General features: G+C 58.6%; 18 protein-coding genes. 3 read left to right on the top strand and 15 right to left on the bottom strand.

Translation table 11 applies throughout. The features are described from left to right. Positions 1 to 74: 74 nt before the first annotated feature. From ispA to ACZ445_RS26745, 4 genes are all read right to left on the bottom strand, one after another. Positions 75 to 962 carry a (2E,6E)-farnesyl diphosphate synthase gene (ispA, locus tag ACZ445_RS26760; protein WP_310863812.1) on the bottom strand — a complete coding sequence of 296 codons (888 nt, stop codon included), beginning with the start codon at positions 960 to 962 and terminating at the stop codon, positions 75 to 77. Continuing rightward, positions 959 to 1201, bottom strand: coding sequence for an exodeoxyribonuclease VII small subunit (locus ACZ445_RS26755; RefSeq protein WP_003176346.1), 243 nt, complete (start codon positions 1199 to 1201; stop codon positions 959 to 961). The genes ispA and ACZ445_RS26755 overlap by 4 nt, the downstream gene beginning before the upstream one ends. Positions 1202 to 1359: 158 nt before the next feature. Further along, positions 1360 to 1737: a MerR family transcriptional regulator gene (locus ACZ445_RS26750; RefSeq protein ID WP_058424596.1), complete on the bottom strand. Its 378-nt coding sequence runs from the start codon at positions 1735 to 1737 to the stop codon at positions 1360 to 1362. Further along, positions 1676 to 2320: an NAD(P)H-dependent oxidoreductase gene (locus ACZ445_RS26745; RefSeq protein ID WP_464707771.1), complete on the bottom strand. Its 645-nt coding sequence runs from the start codon at positions 2318 to 2320 to the stop codon at positions 1676 to 1678. Before ACZ445_RS26745 ends, ACZ445_RS26750 begins: the two co-directional genes overlap by 62 nt. Before the next feature lie 186 nt (positions 2321 to 2506). On the opposite strand from ACZ445_RS26745, the gene ACZ445_RS26740 reads away from it, so the two are divergent. Next, positions 2507 to 3538 (top strand): PDDEXK nuclease domain-containing protein, encoded by a 1032-nt coding sequence (locus ACZ445_RS26740; RefSeq protein WP_310863808.1) that lies wholly within the window; start codon positions 2507 to 2509, stop codon positions 3536 to 3538. A gap of 15 nt (positions 3539 to 3553) precedes the next feature. Here ACZ445_RS26740 and ACZ445_RS26735 read toward each other — a convergent pair whose 3' ends face one another. From ACZ445_RS26735 to ycaC (ACZ445_RS26725), 3 genes are all read right to left on the bottom strand, one after another. Continuing rightward, the gene (locus tag ACZ445_RS26735; protein ID WP_058424599.1) at positions 3554 to 3988 is read right to left on the bottom strand and encodes a hypothetical protein; all 435 of its coding nucleotides are present in this window, start codon (positions 3986 to 3988) and stop codon (positions 3554 to 3556) included. A 29-nt stretch (positions 3989 to 4017) separates the two neighbouring features. Then, positions 4018 to 4584 (bottom strand): hypothetical protein, encoded by a 567-nt coding sequence (locus ACZ445_RS26730; protein WP_179030166.1) that lies wholly within the window; start codon positions 4582 to 4584, stop codon positions 4018 to 4020. A gap of 149 nt (positions 4585 to 4733) precedes the next feature. Continuing rightward, on the bottom strand, positions 4734 to 5366 hold the full coding sequence (gene ycaC, locus ACZ445_RS26725) for an isochorismate family cysteine hydrolase YcaC (protein WP_179030165.1): 633 nt from the start codon (positions 5364 to 5366) through the stop codon (positions 4734 to 4736). A gap of 209 nt (positions 5367 to 5575) precedes the next feature. Here ycaC (ACZ445_RS26725) and ACZ445_RS26720 point away from each other — a divergent pair, with 209 nt between their 5' ends. Both ACZ445_RS26720 and ACZ445_RS26715 read left to right on the top strand, forming a co-directional pair. Continuing rightward, a complete protein-coding gene (locus ACZ445_RS26720) occupies positions 5576 to 6340 on the top strand; it encodes a type IV toxin-antitoxin system AbiEi family antitoxin (protein ID WP_058427820.1) in 765 nt (254 codons plus the stop codon). Then, positions 6330 to 7262, top strand: a complete 933-nt coding sequence (locus ACZ445_RS26715) for a nucleotidyl transferase AbiEii/AbiGii toxin family protein (RefSeq protein ID WP_310863807.1) — start codon at positions 6330 to 6332, stop codon at positions 7260 to 7262. The genes ACZ445_RS26720 and ACZ445_RS26715 overlap by 11 nt, the downstream gene beginning before the upstream one ends. Before the next feature lie 112 nt (positions 7263 to 7374). On the opposite strand, the gene ycaC (ACZ445_RS26710) is transcribed toward ACZ445_RS26715, so the two are convergent. The 8 genes from ycaC (ACZ445_RS26710) to ACZ445_RS26675 all read right to left on the bottom strand — a co-directional run bounded on the left by ycaC (ACZ445_RS26710) (position 7375) and on the right by ACZ445_RS26675 (position 14697). Then, positions 7375 to 8007, bottom strand: coding sequence for an isochorismate family cysteine hydrolase YcaC (ycaC, locus tag ACZ445_RS26710; RefSeq protein ID WP_024077632.1), 633 nt, complete (start codon positions 8005 to 8007; stop codon positions 7375 to 7377). A gap of 499 nt (positions 8008 to 8506) precedes the next feature. Further along, positions 8507 to 9283, bottom strand: a complete 777-nt coding sequence (locus tag ACZ445_RS26705) for a LexA family transcriptional regulator (RefSeq protein ID WP_081049254.1) — start codon at positions 9281 to 9283, stop codon at positions 8507 to 8509. Positions 9284 to 9497: 214 nt separating this feature from the next. Next, complete coding sequence (gene ppa / locus ACZ445_RS26700; protein WP_003219382.1) at positions 9498 to 10025, bottom strand: inorganic diphosphatase; 528 nt, start codon at positions 10023 to 10025, stop codon at positions 9498 to 9500. Between the two features lie 109 nt (positions 10026 to 10134). After that, a complete protein-coding gene (locus ACZ445_RS26695) occupies positions 10135 to 10950 on the bottom strand; it encodes a M90 family metallopeptidase (protein WP_058424603.1) in 816 nt (271 codons plus the stop codon). Between the two features lie 6 nt (positions 10951 to 10956). After that, on the bottom strand, positions 10957 to 11613 hold the full coding sequence (locus ACZ445_RS26690) for a DedA family protein (RefSeq protein WP_058424604.1): 657 nt from the start codon (positions 11611 to 11613) through the stop codon (positions 10957 to 10959). Positions 11614 to 11921: 308 nt separating this feature from the next. Next, entirely contained in the window at positions 11922 to 12380 is a 459-nt protein-coding gene (locus ACZ445_RS26685; RefSeq protein WP_017735604.1) for a GNAT family N-acetyltransferase, read from the bottom strand. Between the two features lie 92 nt (positions 12381 to 12472). Next, a complete protein-coding gene (gene eutC / locus ACZ445_RS26680) occupies positions 12473 to 13306 on the bottom strand; it encodes an ethanolamine ammonia-lyase subunit EutC (protein WP_058424605.1) in 834 nt (277 codons plus the stop codon). Beyond that, positions 13303 to 14697 (bottom strand): ethanolamine ammonia-lyase subunit EutB, encoded by a 1395-nt coding sequence (locus ACZ445_RS26675; RefSeq protein WP_058424606.1) that lies wholly within the window; start codon positions 14695 to 14697, stop codon positions 13303 to 13305. The genes eutC and ACZ445_RS26675 overlap by 4 nt, the downstream gene beginning before the upstream one ends. Positions 14698 to 14746: the final 49 nt, after the last annotated feature.

Below are 14746 nucleotides of genomic sequence, written 5' to 3'. Positions count from 1 at the left end.
TTACCTCAAGCATCGCAAACTGCCCACGCAGAGCGCCGAACTTGGCCGATATGCGGCGCTAAAGGCCGCCGTTATCAGTGCCGGCGTTCGACGATATACCGCGCCAAGTCACGCAGTGGCTCGGCCGCCGCGTCGAAAGGTCGCAGGGCGTCCAGGGCCTGGTCGCGCAGTTCCAGGGCGTAGGCCTTGGCGGCTTCCAGCCCGAGTAGCGCAGGATAAGTCGGTTTGTCTCGTGCGATATCGGCGCCTTGGCGTTTGCCCAGGGTCGCGGTGTCACTTTCTACGTCGAGAATGTCGTCCTGCACCTGGAAGGCCAGGCCGATGGTCAGTGCGTAGGTCTTCAGTGCGGCCAACTGAGCGGCGTCGGCACGCCCACTGGCGAGTGCTCCCAAGTGTACGGCGGCTTCGATCAAGGCGCCGGTCTTGTGGCGGTGCATGTATTCCAGGGCTTGCTGGTCGAGCTTTTGGCCGACCGAGCCGAGGTCGATGGCCTGGCCGCCGACCATGCCGGCGGGCCCTGCCGCCACAGCCAGGGCGGTGACCATGCGCAAGCGGATCTCGGCATTCACGCTGCTCAATGCCGGGTCCAGCAGTGCGCTGAACGCCAGGCTTTGCAGGCCGTCCCCGGCGAGGATTGCACAGGCTTCATCAAAGGCTTTGTGGGTGGTCGGCTGGCCGCGACGCAAATCATCGTCGTCCATCGCCGGCAAATCGTCATGCACCAGGGAGTAGGCGTGGATCAACTCCACCGCACAGGCCGCTCCGTTGGCCTGTTCGGCGGGTGCGCCCAGGGCTTCGCAGGCGGCGTAGGCCAGTAGCGGACGCACGCGCTTGCCGCCATTCATCACGCTGTAGCGCATGGCCTCATAAAGACGCTTGAGTTCGGGGCTTGGCGCAACAAACAAGGGTTCCAACGCCGCATTCACCCGGGCTTGGCTACTGGCCTGATACGCGTCGATCATTCGGGCTGTTCCGCATCGAAAGGTTCTTCGGCCAACTCCCCGTCACGCTCCAGCAACACCTGCACCTTCTGCTCCGCCTGCGCCAGCGCGCTCTGGCAGTCACGGGTCAGGCCGATGCCTTGCTCAAACGCTGTCAACGAGTCTTCCAGCGACAACTCGCCGTTCTCCAGACGCTCGACCAGGGTTTGCAGGTCGGCGAGGGATTGTTCGAAATCGAGTGCAACTTTTTTGCGGGCCATGGCGGCTATTCCGGTAGACGGTAAACCGGCGCGACACTAGCAGACATGGGGATTCTGGGCAAATAAGCGGGGAAGGGTGTTCAGGTGGTGAGCCGAATAAGCGCCCTATTCGGCTCATCAAATGAGCCGAATACCCATTTTATTCGGCTCACCGCCGGTCAGGATCTTTGCGTCATTGACGAGCACTGTTCTTGTGATGTTTTCAACTGTGCTTCAAATGTCTGCAATCCCACGTGCATTTCCTGTAGCGCGGCAATTTTCAGGGCCAGTTCCTGCTTCTTGTCTGCGATTGCCTGGTCCGCCCGCTCCCAAGGCAATGCATCGCCTATGTGGCCTGCAAGAATCTCCTGCAACTCCTTGAGCTTGAACCCCAATTGCTGCGCGCACTTGATAAACATCAACAGCTCAACGTTTTGCGCCGAATAGACCCGGTATTGGCCCTGACGCTGTGCCGCAGGCAACAGCCCAATCGCCTCATAGTGACGAATCGCCTTGATGGTCGTGCCCGACAACTGCGCGGCTTTGCCGATGTACATGAAAACTCCTTTTTTCCGTTAAAGCGCCGGCCTGTTTCAGCCATGTATCCCGCTGCGCCGCAGTGGAGCCCAACACCGGCCCGAACAGCAGCGTCTTTGCAGTCTTGACACCACAAAGCCCCAGCGTGGTCTTGCGTATCTGGTGGATGCCCGGCATGCGATAGAACCAACGGTAATACCATGGCGGCGTGTCCAGGGTCACCAGTAAATGTGCCGTTCGGCCGTGGAGCAGTTTGTCAGGAAAAGCCTTGCCTGCTCGGTATTTAAAGGCAAAACCGGGTAGGAAAATTCGGTCGATAAATCCCTTCATCAGCGCCGGGATGCCCCCCCACCAGATCGGGAAAATAAATGTCAGGTGAGTGGCCCACAGGATGTCGGATTGCGCGCTGAGCAGGTCGGGCTCCAGCGGCTGAATCTGGGTGTAACCGTGATGAAGGACGGGGTCGAAAGCCAGGTCGCCCAAGCGTACGACACGTGCTTCATGGCCGGCGGTTTTTGCCGCTTGGATGTAGGTATCGGCCAGGGCTGAACAGAAGCTGGTGGCGGAAGGATGGCCAAGGATCACCAGGGTACGCGGGGTCATGGGGAGGTCCTGAACAAGGCGTTCCAGGGTAAGGGCTGCTGTATAGGGGAGAGTCAAGTCAGTAGTCCGCAATGGCCAGCAGGACGTTTCTGTGGTTATTGAAGGGGCCTTCCTGGAACGACCTTCTCCCCTTGTGACCGTCAATGCGCCTGACTAGCCTGCCTCAAAACTCCAGAGTGATATGGCATGAGCGAACCCTGTATCGGCTTGACCGCACCACCAGCGGGCTACAGTGACTGGCTGACCGACCTGAAAGGCCGTATTCATGCGGCGCAACAGCGCGCAACACTGGCAGTGAATCGGGAATTGGTGTTGCTCTATTGGCATATCGGCCGCGACATTTTGACCCGCCAGGCGGAGCAGGGTTGGGGCAGCAAAGTCATAGATCGACTTGCCCAGGATTTGCGTGCGGCCTTTCCCCAAATGAAGGGCTTTTCGCCGCGTAATCTCAAGTACATGCGTGCTTTTGCCGAGGCGTGGCCAGATGCTGAATTTGTGCAACAGGCTGCTGCACAATTGCCTTGGGGCCACAATGTGGTGTTGCTCGATAAACTCCCCGGCCCCGAAACCCGCCGCTGGTACATAGCCCAGGCGATAGAGAACAACTGGTCGCGTAACTCGCTGGTGATGCACATCGAAAACCGCTTGTTGGAGCGCAGTGGCAAGGCGGTCAGCAACTTCGAGACCCACCTGCCCAAACCGCAATCCGACCTGGCGCGTGAGTCGCTGAAAGACCCTTACCGTTTTGACTTCCTCAGCCTGGCCCTGGACGCGCAGGAGCGCGACATAGAAAACGCCTTGATCAAGCACGTCACCGACTTTTTGTTGGAGCTGGGCGCCGGTTTCGCCTTTGTCGGCCAGCAAGTACTGCTGGATGTCGGAGGCGATGAGTTCTTTGTCGATCTGCTGTTCTATCACGTGAAGCTACGCTGCTACGTGGTCATCGAACTGAAAGCCGGCAAGTTCAAACCCGAGCACTTGGGGAAGCTGAGCTTTTATCTGGCTGCGGTCGATGCCCAGCTTAAACATCCGCAAGATGGGCCCACCATCGGCCTGCTTTTGTGCAAGAGCAAGAACGAAGTCGTCGCCGAATATGCGCTGCGCGATAACAATCGACCGATTGGTGTAGCGGAATATCAACTGGTTGCGTCGTTGCCCGCAGAGCTGCGAACCAGCCTGCCAAGCATCGAGCAGATCGAGCGGGAGCTGGCGGGTTAAAACCGACTGATAGCCTCAAAACCCCGGCGGTATATACCCCGGCACAAATGGCACATTCAGGCACTTGCCATGCAGGATTCGGCCATCCTCAATCCTGAACAGCACGATCTTCTTCGTCTTATCCACCGTAGCTTCCAGCTTGCAATCCGAACTGTGCCCGACCTGCTGGTAATACTCCGTGTACACCATCCCGTTCCCGGTGTGATTCATTGAGGTCCCGGCGGCTTCAGTGGTCGTCCATGAAGAGGATTTGTGCCAGGTCATCACCACCTGCGTGTCGCCATTGGGCGCATTCTGCTTCTTCATCGAGTCGGGCTTGCCGAATAAATCCAACGCCTCTTGCACGTCCCGGCCTTCCCAGCGCGATTGTGCAATCAGGTGGCACCCGTTGATAAACAGCACGGAGGGCAACAAAAGCCCAGCCAGCAACAGCCTTGTCCATGTAGGCATCGTGAATCCTTCTTGTAGGTGAGTGTTGCTCAGCGCTTGTTGCCCAGCATGTCGTCGAGGTCATCGATCATCTGGCTCTTCTCCTGAGTCGGCCCCAACTGCTCGAACATGGCCTTGGTGGTCTGGATCATCTGCAGGTGGGTCATCTTGCCCATGGCGATGGTGTCCTTGCTCTTGCCCGGTTCGCAGACATACGCGAGCGTGCGGTCGAGCCAGAACTCCTTTGGCGTCTGCCACGTGTTGGAGACCTTCAAGTGCGTGAGGGTGTAGGAAAATGGCGCAACCGACTGCCCGTTAAGAAAGCGCAGCTTGCGCGTGGAGCACTGCACTTCGATGTTGTACACGTCGATCATGGGCTTGCCCGGTTCTTCATACACCACCGTGACGGCCACTAGCTTCGCACCCTTGTTGTGGTTCGAGGGCACCACGGAGGTACGGTCGGCCGCATACATCACGTTTTTATGGGCGCGGCCGCTGCCGTAGATGATCGACCAGTCGCCGATCGGTGTTTCTTCATCGGCCAATACCGACGTTGTGCTGATCAGCAAGACGGGCAGCAGTGCCAGGCAGCGCCCGATTTTGGTTAAGGTATTCAATAGCGTCCTTCCTTGAGACTCGAAATAAGCGAAGGACTTTAGTGGTGAGGCGGTGCCGTCTCAATTAGGGCGAGTGTGCTAATGGCGCATTGCTAGTTAACCAAAAAAGCCTGCGTTTCAAGGCAGGCTTAGTGTGTGCAGCGGTTGAATTAGTCCTTACGCGCCGTCAGCGCCGCATAACCATTCATCAAGTTGCGATAGTTGGGAATACGCTGGGACAACAGATTCCCCAGGCCTTCGATATCGTTGCGCCAGTCGCGGTGCAGCTCACAGGCCACCGAGAACCAGTTCATCATCTGTGCCCCGGCTTGCGTCATCCGGCTCCACGCCGCCTGCTGCACCGTGGTGTTGAACGTGCCCGACGCATCGGTCACCACAAACACATCAAACCCTTCCGCCAGCGCCGACAAGGTCGGGAACGCTACGCACACATCGGTGACCACGCCGGCAATGATGATCTGCTTGCGACCGGTGGCCTTGATCGCCTTGACGAAGTCTTCGTTGTCCCACGCGTTGATCTGGCCTGGGCGGGCGATGTACGGCGCGTCCGGGAACATCTCTTTCAGTTCCGGCACCAGCGGGCCATTGGGGCCTTGTTCGAAGCTGGTGGTGAGGATGGTCGGCAGGTTGAAGAACTTGGCCAGGTCCGCGAGGGCGAGCACGTTGTTCTTGAACTCGTTGGGCGAGAAGTCCTGCACCAGGGAAATCAGGCCGGTCTGGTGGTCGACCAGCAGGACTACGGCGTCGTCTTTGTTCAAGCGGTTGTAGGTTGCAGTGCTCATGGTTGAATCCTTTTTTTGTTCAGGTTGGTTGGGCGTTGCGTTCAACATGGGCACAGATTAATGGGTGGGCTGCGGGGGATAAATCGGCTGGAATAGGTAATACCGTCAACTCAAAGGAGACGATTGTTTATCTATGGTTTGTCGCAGAAATCATTTCAAGAATGGTTTAGTATTTATGAAAAATATAGCCTTATAGGTGTTTATTTATCATGAAAATAAACCGTGTGCTGGCTGCTTGGACACCGGGTTCAATTGCTACGCAGGCCTGGCTGCATAGCCATGGCGTCGGCCCCAGCCTGATCCAAAAGTATCAGCGCAGTGGTTGGGTCGAGCGGGTGGGCCATGGCGCGTGGAAACGCTGCGGCGATGACCTGGATTGGCAGGGCGGGGTATTCGCTTTGCAGCAAAATGCATCGGTACATATTTGGCCGGGCGGCGCGACGGCGTTGAGTTTGCTCGGCTACAGCCATTATCTCGCCTTTGGAAAGCAGGCTGTCGATCTGTTCGGAGCACCGGGCGCTGTGCTTGCGGGCTGGTTCCGCAAGTACCCTTGGGACGTTGACGTGAACTTCTATCCCGGTGGACTCTTCGCGGAAATGGAAGATATGGCGTTACAAGTTTTCCAAGTCCCTTACAGCCGATTTGAGTTAAAAATCGCAACCCCGGAACGCGCCGTACTCGAGCTTATTCATCAAGCCGCCGACGAGATGCTCTTCAGTCATGTCGCTGATGTGTTCAGCGGTTTGGGCTCACTGAGCCCCAGGCGCCTGCAGAGGTTGCTTGAAGCGTGCAACTCGATTCGCGTCAAACGTGTTTTCCTCCTGCTGGCGCGAAACGCGCGGCACGTGTGGTATGAGCGAATAGATCTTTCCAGCATCGATCTAGGTAAAGGTAAGCGCCAACTCATCCGGGGTGGTCGACTCGATAAAGAGTTTCTAATCACCGTGCCGGAGAGTTTTGCCAGTGGCGCTTGATGCTCGTTATGCCGCTCAGGTTCGATTGTTGGTCCAGGTCATCCCTCACGTAGCGGCAGAGCGGTGTTTTGCCCTGAAAGGGGGGACGGCCATCAATCTGTTCATACGTGATCTCCCTCGTCTGTCGGTGGACATCGACCTGGCGTATCTGCCCAGTTCTGATCGCCAGCAGGCATTAGGCGATGTCCGTCTGGCACTCCAACGCATTGCGGATGCGGTTGGGCAAGGCTTACCTCACGTCGGTGCGACGGTCCAAACAAATCGAGACGATGAGCTGCGAGTGCTGGTACGCAGCCCGTTTGCTCAAATCAAGATCGAAGTTTCGCCCGTGATGCGGGGCACTGTTCATGCGCCGCAAGAGCGTGATGTCGTGGCGTTGGTTGAAGATCAATTCGGGTTCGCTTCTATCCCTGTGGTCTCGTTGCCCGATTTGTATGGTGGCAAGATTTGCGCTGCGCTGGATCGGCAGCATCCCCGGGATCTTTTCGACGTGATGCTGATGCTCCGCGAGGAGGGGCTGACGCGGAAAATCTTCGAGGGTTTTCTGGTGTACTTGATCAGTCATCGGAGGCCGATGAGCGAGCTGCTCGCGCCACGGTGGAAACCGCTCGCGGGCATATTCCAAGCGGAGTTTGCCGGCATGACCCGTGAGCCTGTCACGCTTGAACAGTTGGAGAGTACCCGGCATGGGTTGCTTGAGGCGATACGGCAGCAGTTTTGTGCGCAAGATGCTGCTTTTTTGCTTTCACTTAAGCGTGCAAAGCCTGATTGGGCGCTGCTGGCCCTGGACGGTATTGATAAGCTACCTGCGGTGCAATGGAAGCTACGCAATATTGCTGGAATGTCTGTTGAAAAGCGTGAAGAGGCATTTGCAGTGCTGGACCGTGTAGCCGGACAAATGTTGGTCGGGGTACCGGTTTAAGAGTCAGCCCTTGCAGGGTCTTTAGGTAGAACTGGCGATAAGTACCCTGTGGTCGGCGCACAGCAACAAAAGCCTGCTTCTTAGGGCAGGCTTATGGCGAGGTTCAGTTGATTTACTTCTGATGGGCCGTCAGCGCCGCATAACCATTCATCAAGTTGCGATAGTTGGGAATACGCTGGGACAACAGATTCCCCAGGCCTTCGATATCGTTGCGCCAGTCGCGGTGCAGCTCACAGGCCACCGAGAACCAGTTCATCATCTGTGCCCCGGCTTGCGTCATCCGGCTCCACGCCGCCTGCTGCACCGTGGTGTTGAACGTGCCCGACGCATCGGTCACCACAAACACATCAAACCCTTCCGCCAGCGCCGACAAGGTCGGGAACGCTACGCACACATCGGTGACCACGCCGGCAATGATGATCTGCTTGCGACCGGTGGCCTTGATCGCCTTGACGAAGTCTTCGTTGTCCCAGGCATTGATCTGGCCAGGGCGGGCGATGTACGGCGCGTCCGGGAACATCTCTTTCAGTTCCGGCACCAACGGGCCATTGGGGCCTTGTTCGAAGCTGGTGGTGAGGATGGTCGGCAGGTTGAAGAACTTGGCCAGGTCCGCGAGGGCGAGCACGTTGTTCTTGAACTCGTTGGGCGAGAAGTCCTGCACCAGGGAAATCAGGCCGGTCTGGTGGTCGACCAGCAGGACTACGGCGTCGTCTTTGTTTAAGCGGTTGTAGGTTGCAGTGCTCATGGTTGAATCCTTTTTTTGTTCAGGTTGGTTGGGCGTTGTGTTCAACATGGGCACAGATTAATGGGTGGGCAGTAGGGGATAAATTGGGTGAAACCGGTAATACCGTCAACTCATAGGAGACAATGGTAGCTGCGTCGAGGGTGCTTGGGGAGCCACTGGGTACGCCGCAGAGGGCGGTGATGTATTTGATGGAGATGGAAAAGAGGGTGGCGAATCGGACTGTAAGCCGCCCGCTTTTGGTCATTCAATTGTCCAGCAGCTTGTTGGACAATTGACTTGGGATTTTCACGGGCATTAAAAAGCCGGCTTGTGGCCGGCTTCTCGGGGACTGCCTCAGCTTGTTTTTGACAAGCCTCACCAGCCTTCAAATCGCTCAGCCCACATCACGTCTGGCTGAATAGTAGGGGCATCCGCGGGAACTCCTCCGCTTCGCCAGGCAAGGTGGGTAGCGCAAAGCCACCCCTTGCCAAATGTGGGCCGCATGATACCCACATTCACCTCAGTTGCCCACCTCCGGATCCGATTTAGAGCCTTCCCAGCCCAATAAATGCGCATCCAGCGGCACGGGCGGGCGGCGGTTATTCAGGGTGGACCACCAGAATACCCAGCCCACAATCTGGAAGTTCTGCTCGAAGCGCTGCTCGTAGGTGAGGTATTCGTCGGGGTGCTCGCCGGCATTGTGGCTGCGCATGCGCAACCCACCGCCGGGTCGGTTGTAGAGGTACTTGATGCGCAGCATGCCGTCGTGTTCTACCGCGTAGATTTCGCCGTCGATGATTTGGGTGCGGCCTCGGTCGATGGCGAGGGTGGCGCCTTGCTGGATGATGTCGATCATGCTGTTGTCGACCATGTAGGCACCCAGGGCGCGGTCGGGGTTTACGGTCAGGGCTTGGAGGGTATGCAAGGAGATGCGGATGCGCTCGGTGGAGGTGAATGAGGGGTGGAGGTCGATCTCCACGTCGGTTTTTTCCGGGATACAGGCGGGGCCTGTGAGGTATTTGCCGCTGGCTTCGCGGGTGGTGGGCAGTCCTTTTCGTGAGCTCGGGCCATCCAGCAGGAAGTTGGCCGGTGGGTGTTTGGGGCCTTCGCCGGTGCGCAGCCAACGGCTGGAGATACACAGCAGTTCTGCGATCTCGTTGAGTCGGCCCATGGGTACACCACGCTTGAACCAGTTGTTCACGTGCTGGGGCGTGACACCGCGGTTCTTGGCGAAGTCGGAGGCGGAAAGATGAACTTCCCGAAGTAGCGCTTTTAAACGATCACCTGATGTATTCATAAACACAGAGCTTACTGACCGGGAAAATAGATCAAATAAACTATGCGTTGAGTTGCGCATGTAGGTCTTTGCTTAGTTGTAGCCTGTTACTTCGGAATTAGATGGCGGTTAAACGCTGTTTATAAATTATTGAACTTGTCGTTTAATTTTTCCCACAAAAAAAGCCCCGAATGATCGGGGCTTTTTCAATTGCCGAGGCAATGAGGAGCGGGTATCAGCCTTTGTAGGCAGCAACCGACTTCAGGATCTCGGCGCGGGCGGCGTCTGCGTTGCCCCAACCGTCGATCTTCACCCATTTGCCTTTTTCGAGGTCTTTGTAGTTCTCGAAGAAGTGTTTGATCTGCTCCAGCAACAGGGGCGGCAGGTCGGTGTATTCCTTCACGTCCACGTACAGCTGGGACAGCTTGTCGTGTGGAACCGCGATCACTTTGGCGTCGCCGCCGCCGTCGTCGGTCATGTTCAGGATGCCGACTGGACGAGCACGGATAACCGAACCTGGGGTCACCGGGTAAGGGGTTACCACCAGCACGTCGAGGGGGTCACCGTCGTCGGCCAGGGTGTTGGGGATAAAACCGTAGTTGGCCGGGTAGAACATCGGGGTGGCCATGAAACGGTCAACGAACAGGCAGTCGCTGTCTTTGTCGATTTCGTATTTGATCGGCGCGTGGTTGGCCGGAATCTCGATGGCGACGTAGATGTCGTTCGGCAGGTCTTTGCCAGCCGGAATCTTGCTGTAGCTCATTGGGCGTTGCCCCCGTTAATTGGCCATGAAACATGGCCGGATTGGCCTAAAAGTGGCGGCGATTATAGGCACATTCTGACGCCGATGCCATGCGCCAGACGTCGTACGGTCATTCGCCCTGTGGCTGATAGCGCGGGTCGCTGGCTTGCAGTTGGGTGAGGCGGGCCAGGGGATCCTGGCGATAAAAGCGGCTGAGTTGGGCGTACACCTGTGGATAACGGCTGACCAGTAAATCCGGGGCGCTGAAAAAATATTCGCTGGTGACGGCAAAGAATTCAGCGGGGTTTTCGGCGGCGTAGGGATCGATCTCGGTCTCGGCGTCCGGGTTGGCATCGAGTTGGCGGTTGAGGTCGTCGTAGGCGCTCTGCATCACGCTGGCCCATTCCTGCACGCGCATGTCGTGGTGCAGCGGTGGCAGGCCGTTGGCGTCGCCGTTGAGCATGTCGAGCTTGTGGGCCAGTTCGTGGATCACCAGGTTGTAGCCTTCCCACTGACCGCTGGCCAGCACGCCAGGCCAGGCCAGGATCACCGGGCCTTGTTGCCAGGCTTCGCCGCTGTGTTCGCCGTCCCACTCGTGTTCGACGCCGCTGCTGTCGCGGTGGCGCTGGGGGCTGAGGAAGTCGTCGGGGTACAGCACGATTTCGTGGAAACCCTGGTACCAGTCGAGGTCGCCCAGGTTCATCAGCGGCAGTTGCGCCTGGGCGGCGAGCAGCAGGCGTTGTTCCTGGTGCAGTTCGACGCCGGGCAGGGCGGTCAGGTGTTTTTCGGCGAGGAACAGCACGCAGGCTTCACGCAGCCACTGGTCCTGCTCGGCGCTGATGCCGTCGAGGAAAGTCAGGTGGTGGCGCACCCGTTGCCAGGTGTCATCGGCAATCGGGTGCTTGGCCAGCAAGCGCCGGCGACGCCAGGCGCTGAGGGACCACATCGCAGGTTACTGCGGCTTGGCTTCGGAGGACGCGCGGCCAAACCGGCTGCGGAACACACCAATGATCATCGGCACCAGCGAGAGCAGGATGATGAACACCACCAGCAGCGACAGGTTTTTCTTGATGAACGGCACGTTGCCGAAGAAGTAGCCCAGGGTCACCAGGCCGCCGACCCAGAGGATGGTGCCGAATACGCTGAAACCGAAGAAGCGCGGGTAGGGCATTTTCGCGATGCCGGCCACGAACGGCGCGAAGGTACGCAAGATCGGCAGGAAGCGCGCCAATGTCACGGTTTTGCCGCCGTGCTTGTCGTAGAAGTCGTGGGTTTTTTGCAGGTAGTCGCGACGGAAGATCTTCGAGTTCGGGTTGCTGAACAAGCGCTCCCCGGCCGTTCGCCCGATCACATAGTTGGTGCTGTCGCCGAGGATCGCCGCCAGCATCAGCAGGCCGGCCAACAGCACCGGGTCCATGCCGCCGCCCGCAGCGACTGCGCCAGCGATGAACAGCAACGAATCACCCGGCAGGAATGGCATGACCACCAGGCCGGTTTCGCAAAAGATGACCAGGAACAGAATGGCGTAGATCCACGGACCGTAATTGGTTACCAGCAGGTCGAGGTAGACGTCGAGATGCAGGATAAGGTCGAGCGGGTTGAAATCCATGGATGGCACCTGTGTGGATGGCCCGGCTCAGCAGGCCTGTGCGGAAGCTCGGGTAATAAGGCTACAAGTGTATGCCGCATTTCTTACAACCCTGAAAGGTCCGCATTATACGGATTGAGAGGTGAAAAGCGTGTTGGTTTTGTAGCGAAGGATGTCGTGGTACTCGGGCTTGCAAGCGCTGCAGGGCTAAATGTGGGAGGGGGCTTGCCCCCGATGAGGCAGCGCCAGTTACAAATTGGCTGACTGGCACACTGCTATCGGGCAAAGCCCCCTCCCACAGTAGATTTGAGGTGTTTGGGCTACCGCGATCAATCCTCACTGATCGGCAACACGTAGTTCTTGAACTCCGTGTCTTCGCGAAACCCAATAGACTCATAGGTCTTCTGCGCCACTTCGTTGTCACTGCTGGTCGACACGCGCAGTCGCACTGCGTGGGTCTCCTTGGCCATTTTCTTCGCCGTGCGCATCAGGTTGTCCGCCACCAGTTGCCGGCGGGCGTCTTCAGCCACATAGATGTCATTGAGGATCCACACCCGCTTGAGCGACAGTGATGAAAAACTTGGATACAGCTGGCAAAACCCCAGCAGCTTCTTGTCATCATCATCCGCCAGGGCAAGGTAGATCACCGACTCCTTGCGGCGCAGGCGCTTTTCCAGAAAGGCCCGCGACGAATCCGGGAACGGCAACGCCCCGTAGAACTCACGGTATTTGACGAACAGCGGGGTCAACAGGTCCAGGTGTTCCAGGGTCGCTTGAGTAATCCGCATGCCAGGCCTCAACTTCCAAATGGGGGATGACCACACAAGCGGCCGTGACTCGATGCTGCCTAATGGCGCGAAAAAGCGCAATCGTGCAGCGATCAGTCATCCGGTGAACTGAGCAGGAAATTGCCTTTCATCAGGTCCGGATGATCCGATTCGAGGGTCTGCACCTGCGCCTCGTCCTTGAGATTGACCCCCGACAGTTGCCGACGACACGCCTCTCGCATCAAGTAAAGCAGGCGGTGGGCGGCCATGCCGTAGCTCAGGCCTTCCAGGCGCACATTGGAGATGCAGTTGCGATAGGCGTCGGTGAGGCCGACCTTGGGGTTGTAGGTGAAATACAAGCCCAGGCTGTCCGGCGAGCTGAGGCCCGGCCGTTCGCCGATCAGAATGACGGTCATCTTCGCCCCGAGCAATTGGCCCACTTCATCCGCCACCGCCACGCGGCCCTGTTCCACCAGAATGACCGGCGACAAGGACCAACCGTCTGCGCTGCTCTGTTCTTCCAGGCGCGTCAGAAACGGCAGGGTGTGTTTATGCACCGCCAGCGCCGACAGGCCATCAGCGACCACCACCGCCAAGTCCACTCCGCCGGGGTTGGCTGATGCATGATCGCGCAGCAACTGGGCCGACTCATCGCTCAGGCGCCGTCCCAGGTCCGGGCGTTGCAGGTACAGGTGGCGGTCAGTGGCAGCGCTGTGCAGCAACAGGCTGTCACGCCCGCGTTCGGCCAACTGGCTGCGCAGGCCCGCATGGTCGAAGGGCAGATGTACCGCATCCCGCGCCTGGGCGTGGGCAAACTGGAAATCCAACTGCGCACTAGTGGGGATGCTGGTGCCGGTGCGGCCCAGGGCGATTCGCGCAGGCGTCAGGCGACGCAGTTCCAGCCACGGGTTGTCAGGCAGGTCGAGTTGCACAGGCGGCTCCTTCATCCCAATTGCGCCAAGGCTTGGCGAAACGCCGGTGGCAGGCTGTTGCCGAAGCGCACCTTGCCGTCGGCTTGCGTGAAGATGCCCATCTTGGCCAGCCACTGCTCAAACTCCGGCGCCGGTTTCAACCCCAGGGTCTGGCGGGCGTACAAGGCGTCATGGAACGAAGTGGTCTGGTAGTTGAGCATGATGTCGTCGGAGCCAGGGATGCCCATGATGAAGTTGATCCCGGCCACGCCCAGCAGGGTCAGCAGGGTGTCCATGTCGTCCTGGTCGGCTTCGGCGTGGTTGGTGTAGCAGATGTCGCAACCCATCGGCACGCCGAGCAGCTTGCCGCAGAAGTGATCTTCGAGGCCGGCGCGGATGATCTGCTTGCCGTTGTACAGGTACTCGGGGCCGATAAAGCCTACGACGGTATTCACTAAAAACGGTTTGAAATGTCGTGCCACCGCGTAGGCACGGGTTTCGCAGGTTTGCTGGTCTACGCCAAAGTGCGCGTTGGCTGACAAGGCGCTGCCCTGGCCAGTTTCGAAATACATCAGATTCTGGCCCAAGGTGCCGCGATTGAGGCTCAGGCCCGCTTCGTAACCTTCCTGCAGCACGCTCAGGCTGATACCGAAGCTCGCGTTGGCTGCCTCGGTGCCGGCAATCGACTGGAACACCAGGTCCAGCGGTACGCCACGGTTGATGGCCTCGATGGAGGTGGTGACGTGGGTCAGCACGCAGGCCTGGGTGGGGATTTCATAACGTTGGATGATCGCGTCGAGCATCTCCAGCATGGCGCAGATCGAGGCGATGCTGTCGGTGGCCGGATTGATGCCGATCATGGCGTCGCCGTTGCCGTACAGCAGGCCATCGAGAATGCTCGCGGCGATGCCGGCCGGTTCGTCCGTAGGGTGGTTGGGCTGCAGCCGCGTGGACAAGCGTCCGCGCAGGCCCAGGGTGCCGCGAAACTGCGTGACCACGCGGATCTTCTGCGCCACCAGCACCAGGTCTTGCACACGCATGATCTTCGACACGGCGGCGGCCATTTCCGGTGTCAGCCCTGGCGCCAGGGCGCGTAGGGAATGTTCATCGGCCGCGTCGCTGAGCAGCCAGTCGCGCAAGCCGCCGACGGTCAGGTGGCTGACCACGCTAAACGCCTGTTTATCGTGGGTGTCGATGATCAGTCGGGTGACTTCATCGTTTTCATAGGGGATCAGCACTTCGTCGAGGAAGTGTTTGAGCGGGATATTCGCCAACGCCATCTGCGCCGCCACGCGTTCACCGTCGTTCTGTGCGGCGACGCCGGCGAGAAAGTCACCGGAGCGTGCGGGGCTGGCCTTGGCCATTACGTCCTTGAGGTTGTCGAAGCGGTAGGTCTGTGCACCCACCGCGTGGGAAAAACTTGCCATACAGTGTCTCCTGGGCGACGCAGGCACGTGCCTGCGTCGAGGTTTACGG

Source organism: Pseudomonas allii (genome assembly GCF_055380095.1).
The sequence above is the reverse complement of the archived record's forward strand: the minus strand, read 5'-3'. Positions and strand labels throughout refer to the sequence as shown.

What these genes read in the sequence shown, in the direction of transcription:
- ycaC (WP_024077632.1), bottom strand. Translation starts at nt 8,007, where the DNA reads ATGAGCACTGCAACCTACAACCGCTTAAACAAAGACGACGCCGTAGTC.
- eutC (WP_058424605.1), bottom strand. Translation starts at nt 13,306, where the DNA reads ATGAAGGAGCCGCCTGTGCAACTCGACCTGCCTGACAACCCGTGGCTG.
- ACZ445_RS26685 (WP_017735604.1), bottom strand. Translation starts at nt 12,380, where the DNA reads ATGCGGATTACTCAAGCGACCCTGGAACACCTGGACCTGTTGACCCCG.
- ACZ445_RS26720 (WP_058427820.1), top strand. Translation starts at nt 5,576, where the DNA reads ATGAAAATAAACCGTGTGCTGGCTGCTTGGACACCGGGTTCAATTGCT.
- ppa (WP_003219382.1), bottom strand. Translation starts at nt 10,025, where the DNA reads ATGAGCTACAGCAAGATTCCGGCTGGCAAAGACCTGCCGAACGACATC.
- ACZ445_RS26750 (WP_058424596.1), bottom strand. Translation starts at nt 1,737, where the DNA reads ATGTACATCGGCAAAGCCGCGCAGTTGTCGGGCACGACCATCAAGGCG.
- ACZ445_RS26740 (WP_310863808.1), top strand. Translation starts at nt 2,507, where the DNA reads ATGAGCGAACCCTGTATCGGCTTGACCGCACCACCAGCGGGCTACAGT.
- ACZ445_RS26695 (WP_058424603.1), bottom strand. Translation starts at nt 10,950, where the DNA reads ATGTGGTCCCTCAGCGCCTGGCGTCGCCGGCGCTTGCTGGCCAAGCAC.
- ACZ445_RS26745 (WP_464707771.1), bottom strand. Translation starts at nt 2,320, where the DNA reads ATGACCCCGCGTACCCTGGTGATCCTTGGCCATCCTTCCGCCACCAGC.
- ACZ445_RS26735 (WP_058424599.1), bottom strand. Translation starts at nt 3,988, where the DNA reads ATGCCTACATGGACAAGGCTGTTGCTGGCTGGGCTTTTGTTGCCCTCC.
- ACZ445_RS26690 (WP_058424604.1), bottom strand. Translation starts at nt 11,613, where the DNA reads ATGGATTTCAACCCGCTCGACCTTATCCTGCATCTCGACGTCTACCTC.
- ACZ445_RS26675 (WP_058424606.1), bottom strand. Translation starts at nt 14,697, where the DNA reads ATGGCAAGTTTTTCCCACGCGGTGGGTGCACAGACCTACCGCTTCGAC.
- ycaC (WP_179030165.1), bottom strand. Translation starts at nt 5,366, where the DNA reads ATGAGCACTGCAACCTACAACCGCTTGAACAAAGACGACGCCGTAGTC.
- ACZ445_RS26755 (WP_003176346.1), bottom strand. Translation starts at nt 1,201, where the DNA reads ATGGCCCGCAAAAAAGTTGCACTCGATTTCGAACAATCCCTCGCCGAC.
- ACZ445_RS26705 (WP_081049254.1), bottom strand. Translation starts at nt 9,283, where the DNA reads ATGAATACATCAGGTGATCGTTTAAAAGCGCTACTTCGGGAAGTTCAT.
- ispA (WP_310863812.1), bottom strand. Translation starts at nt 962, where the DNA reads ATGATCGACGCGTATCAGGCCAGTAGCCAAGCCCGGGTGAATGCGGCG.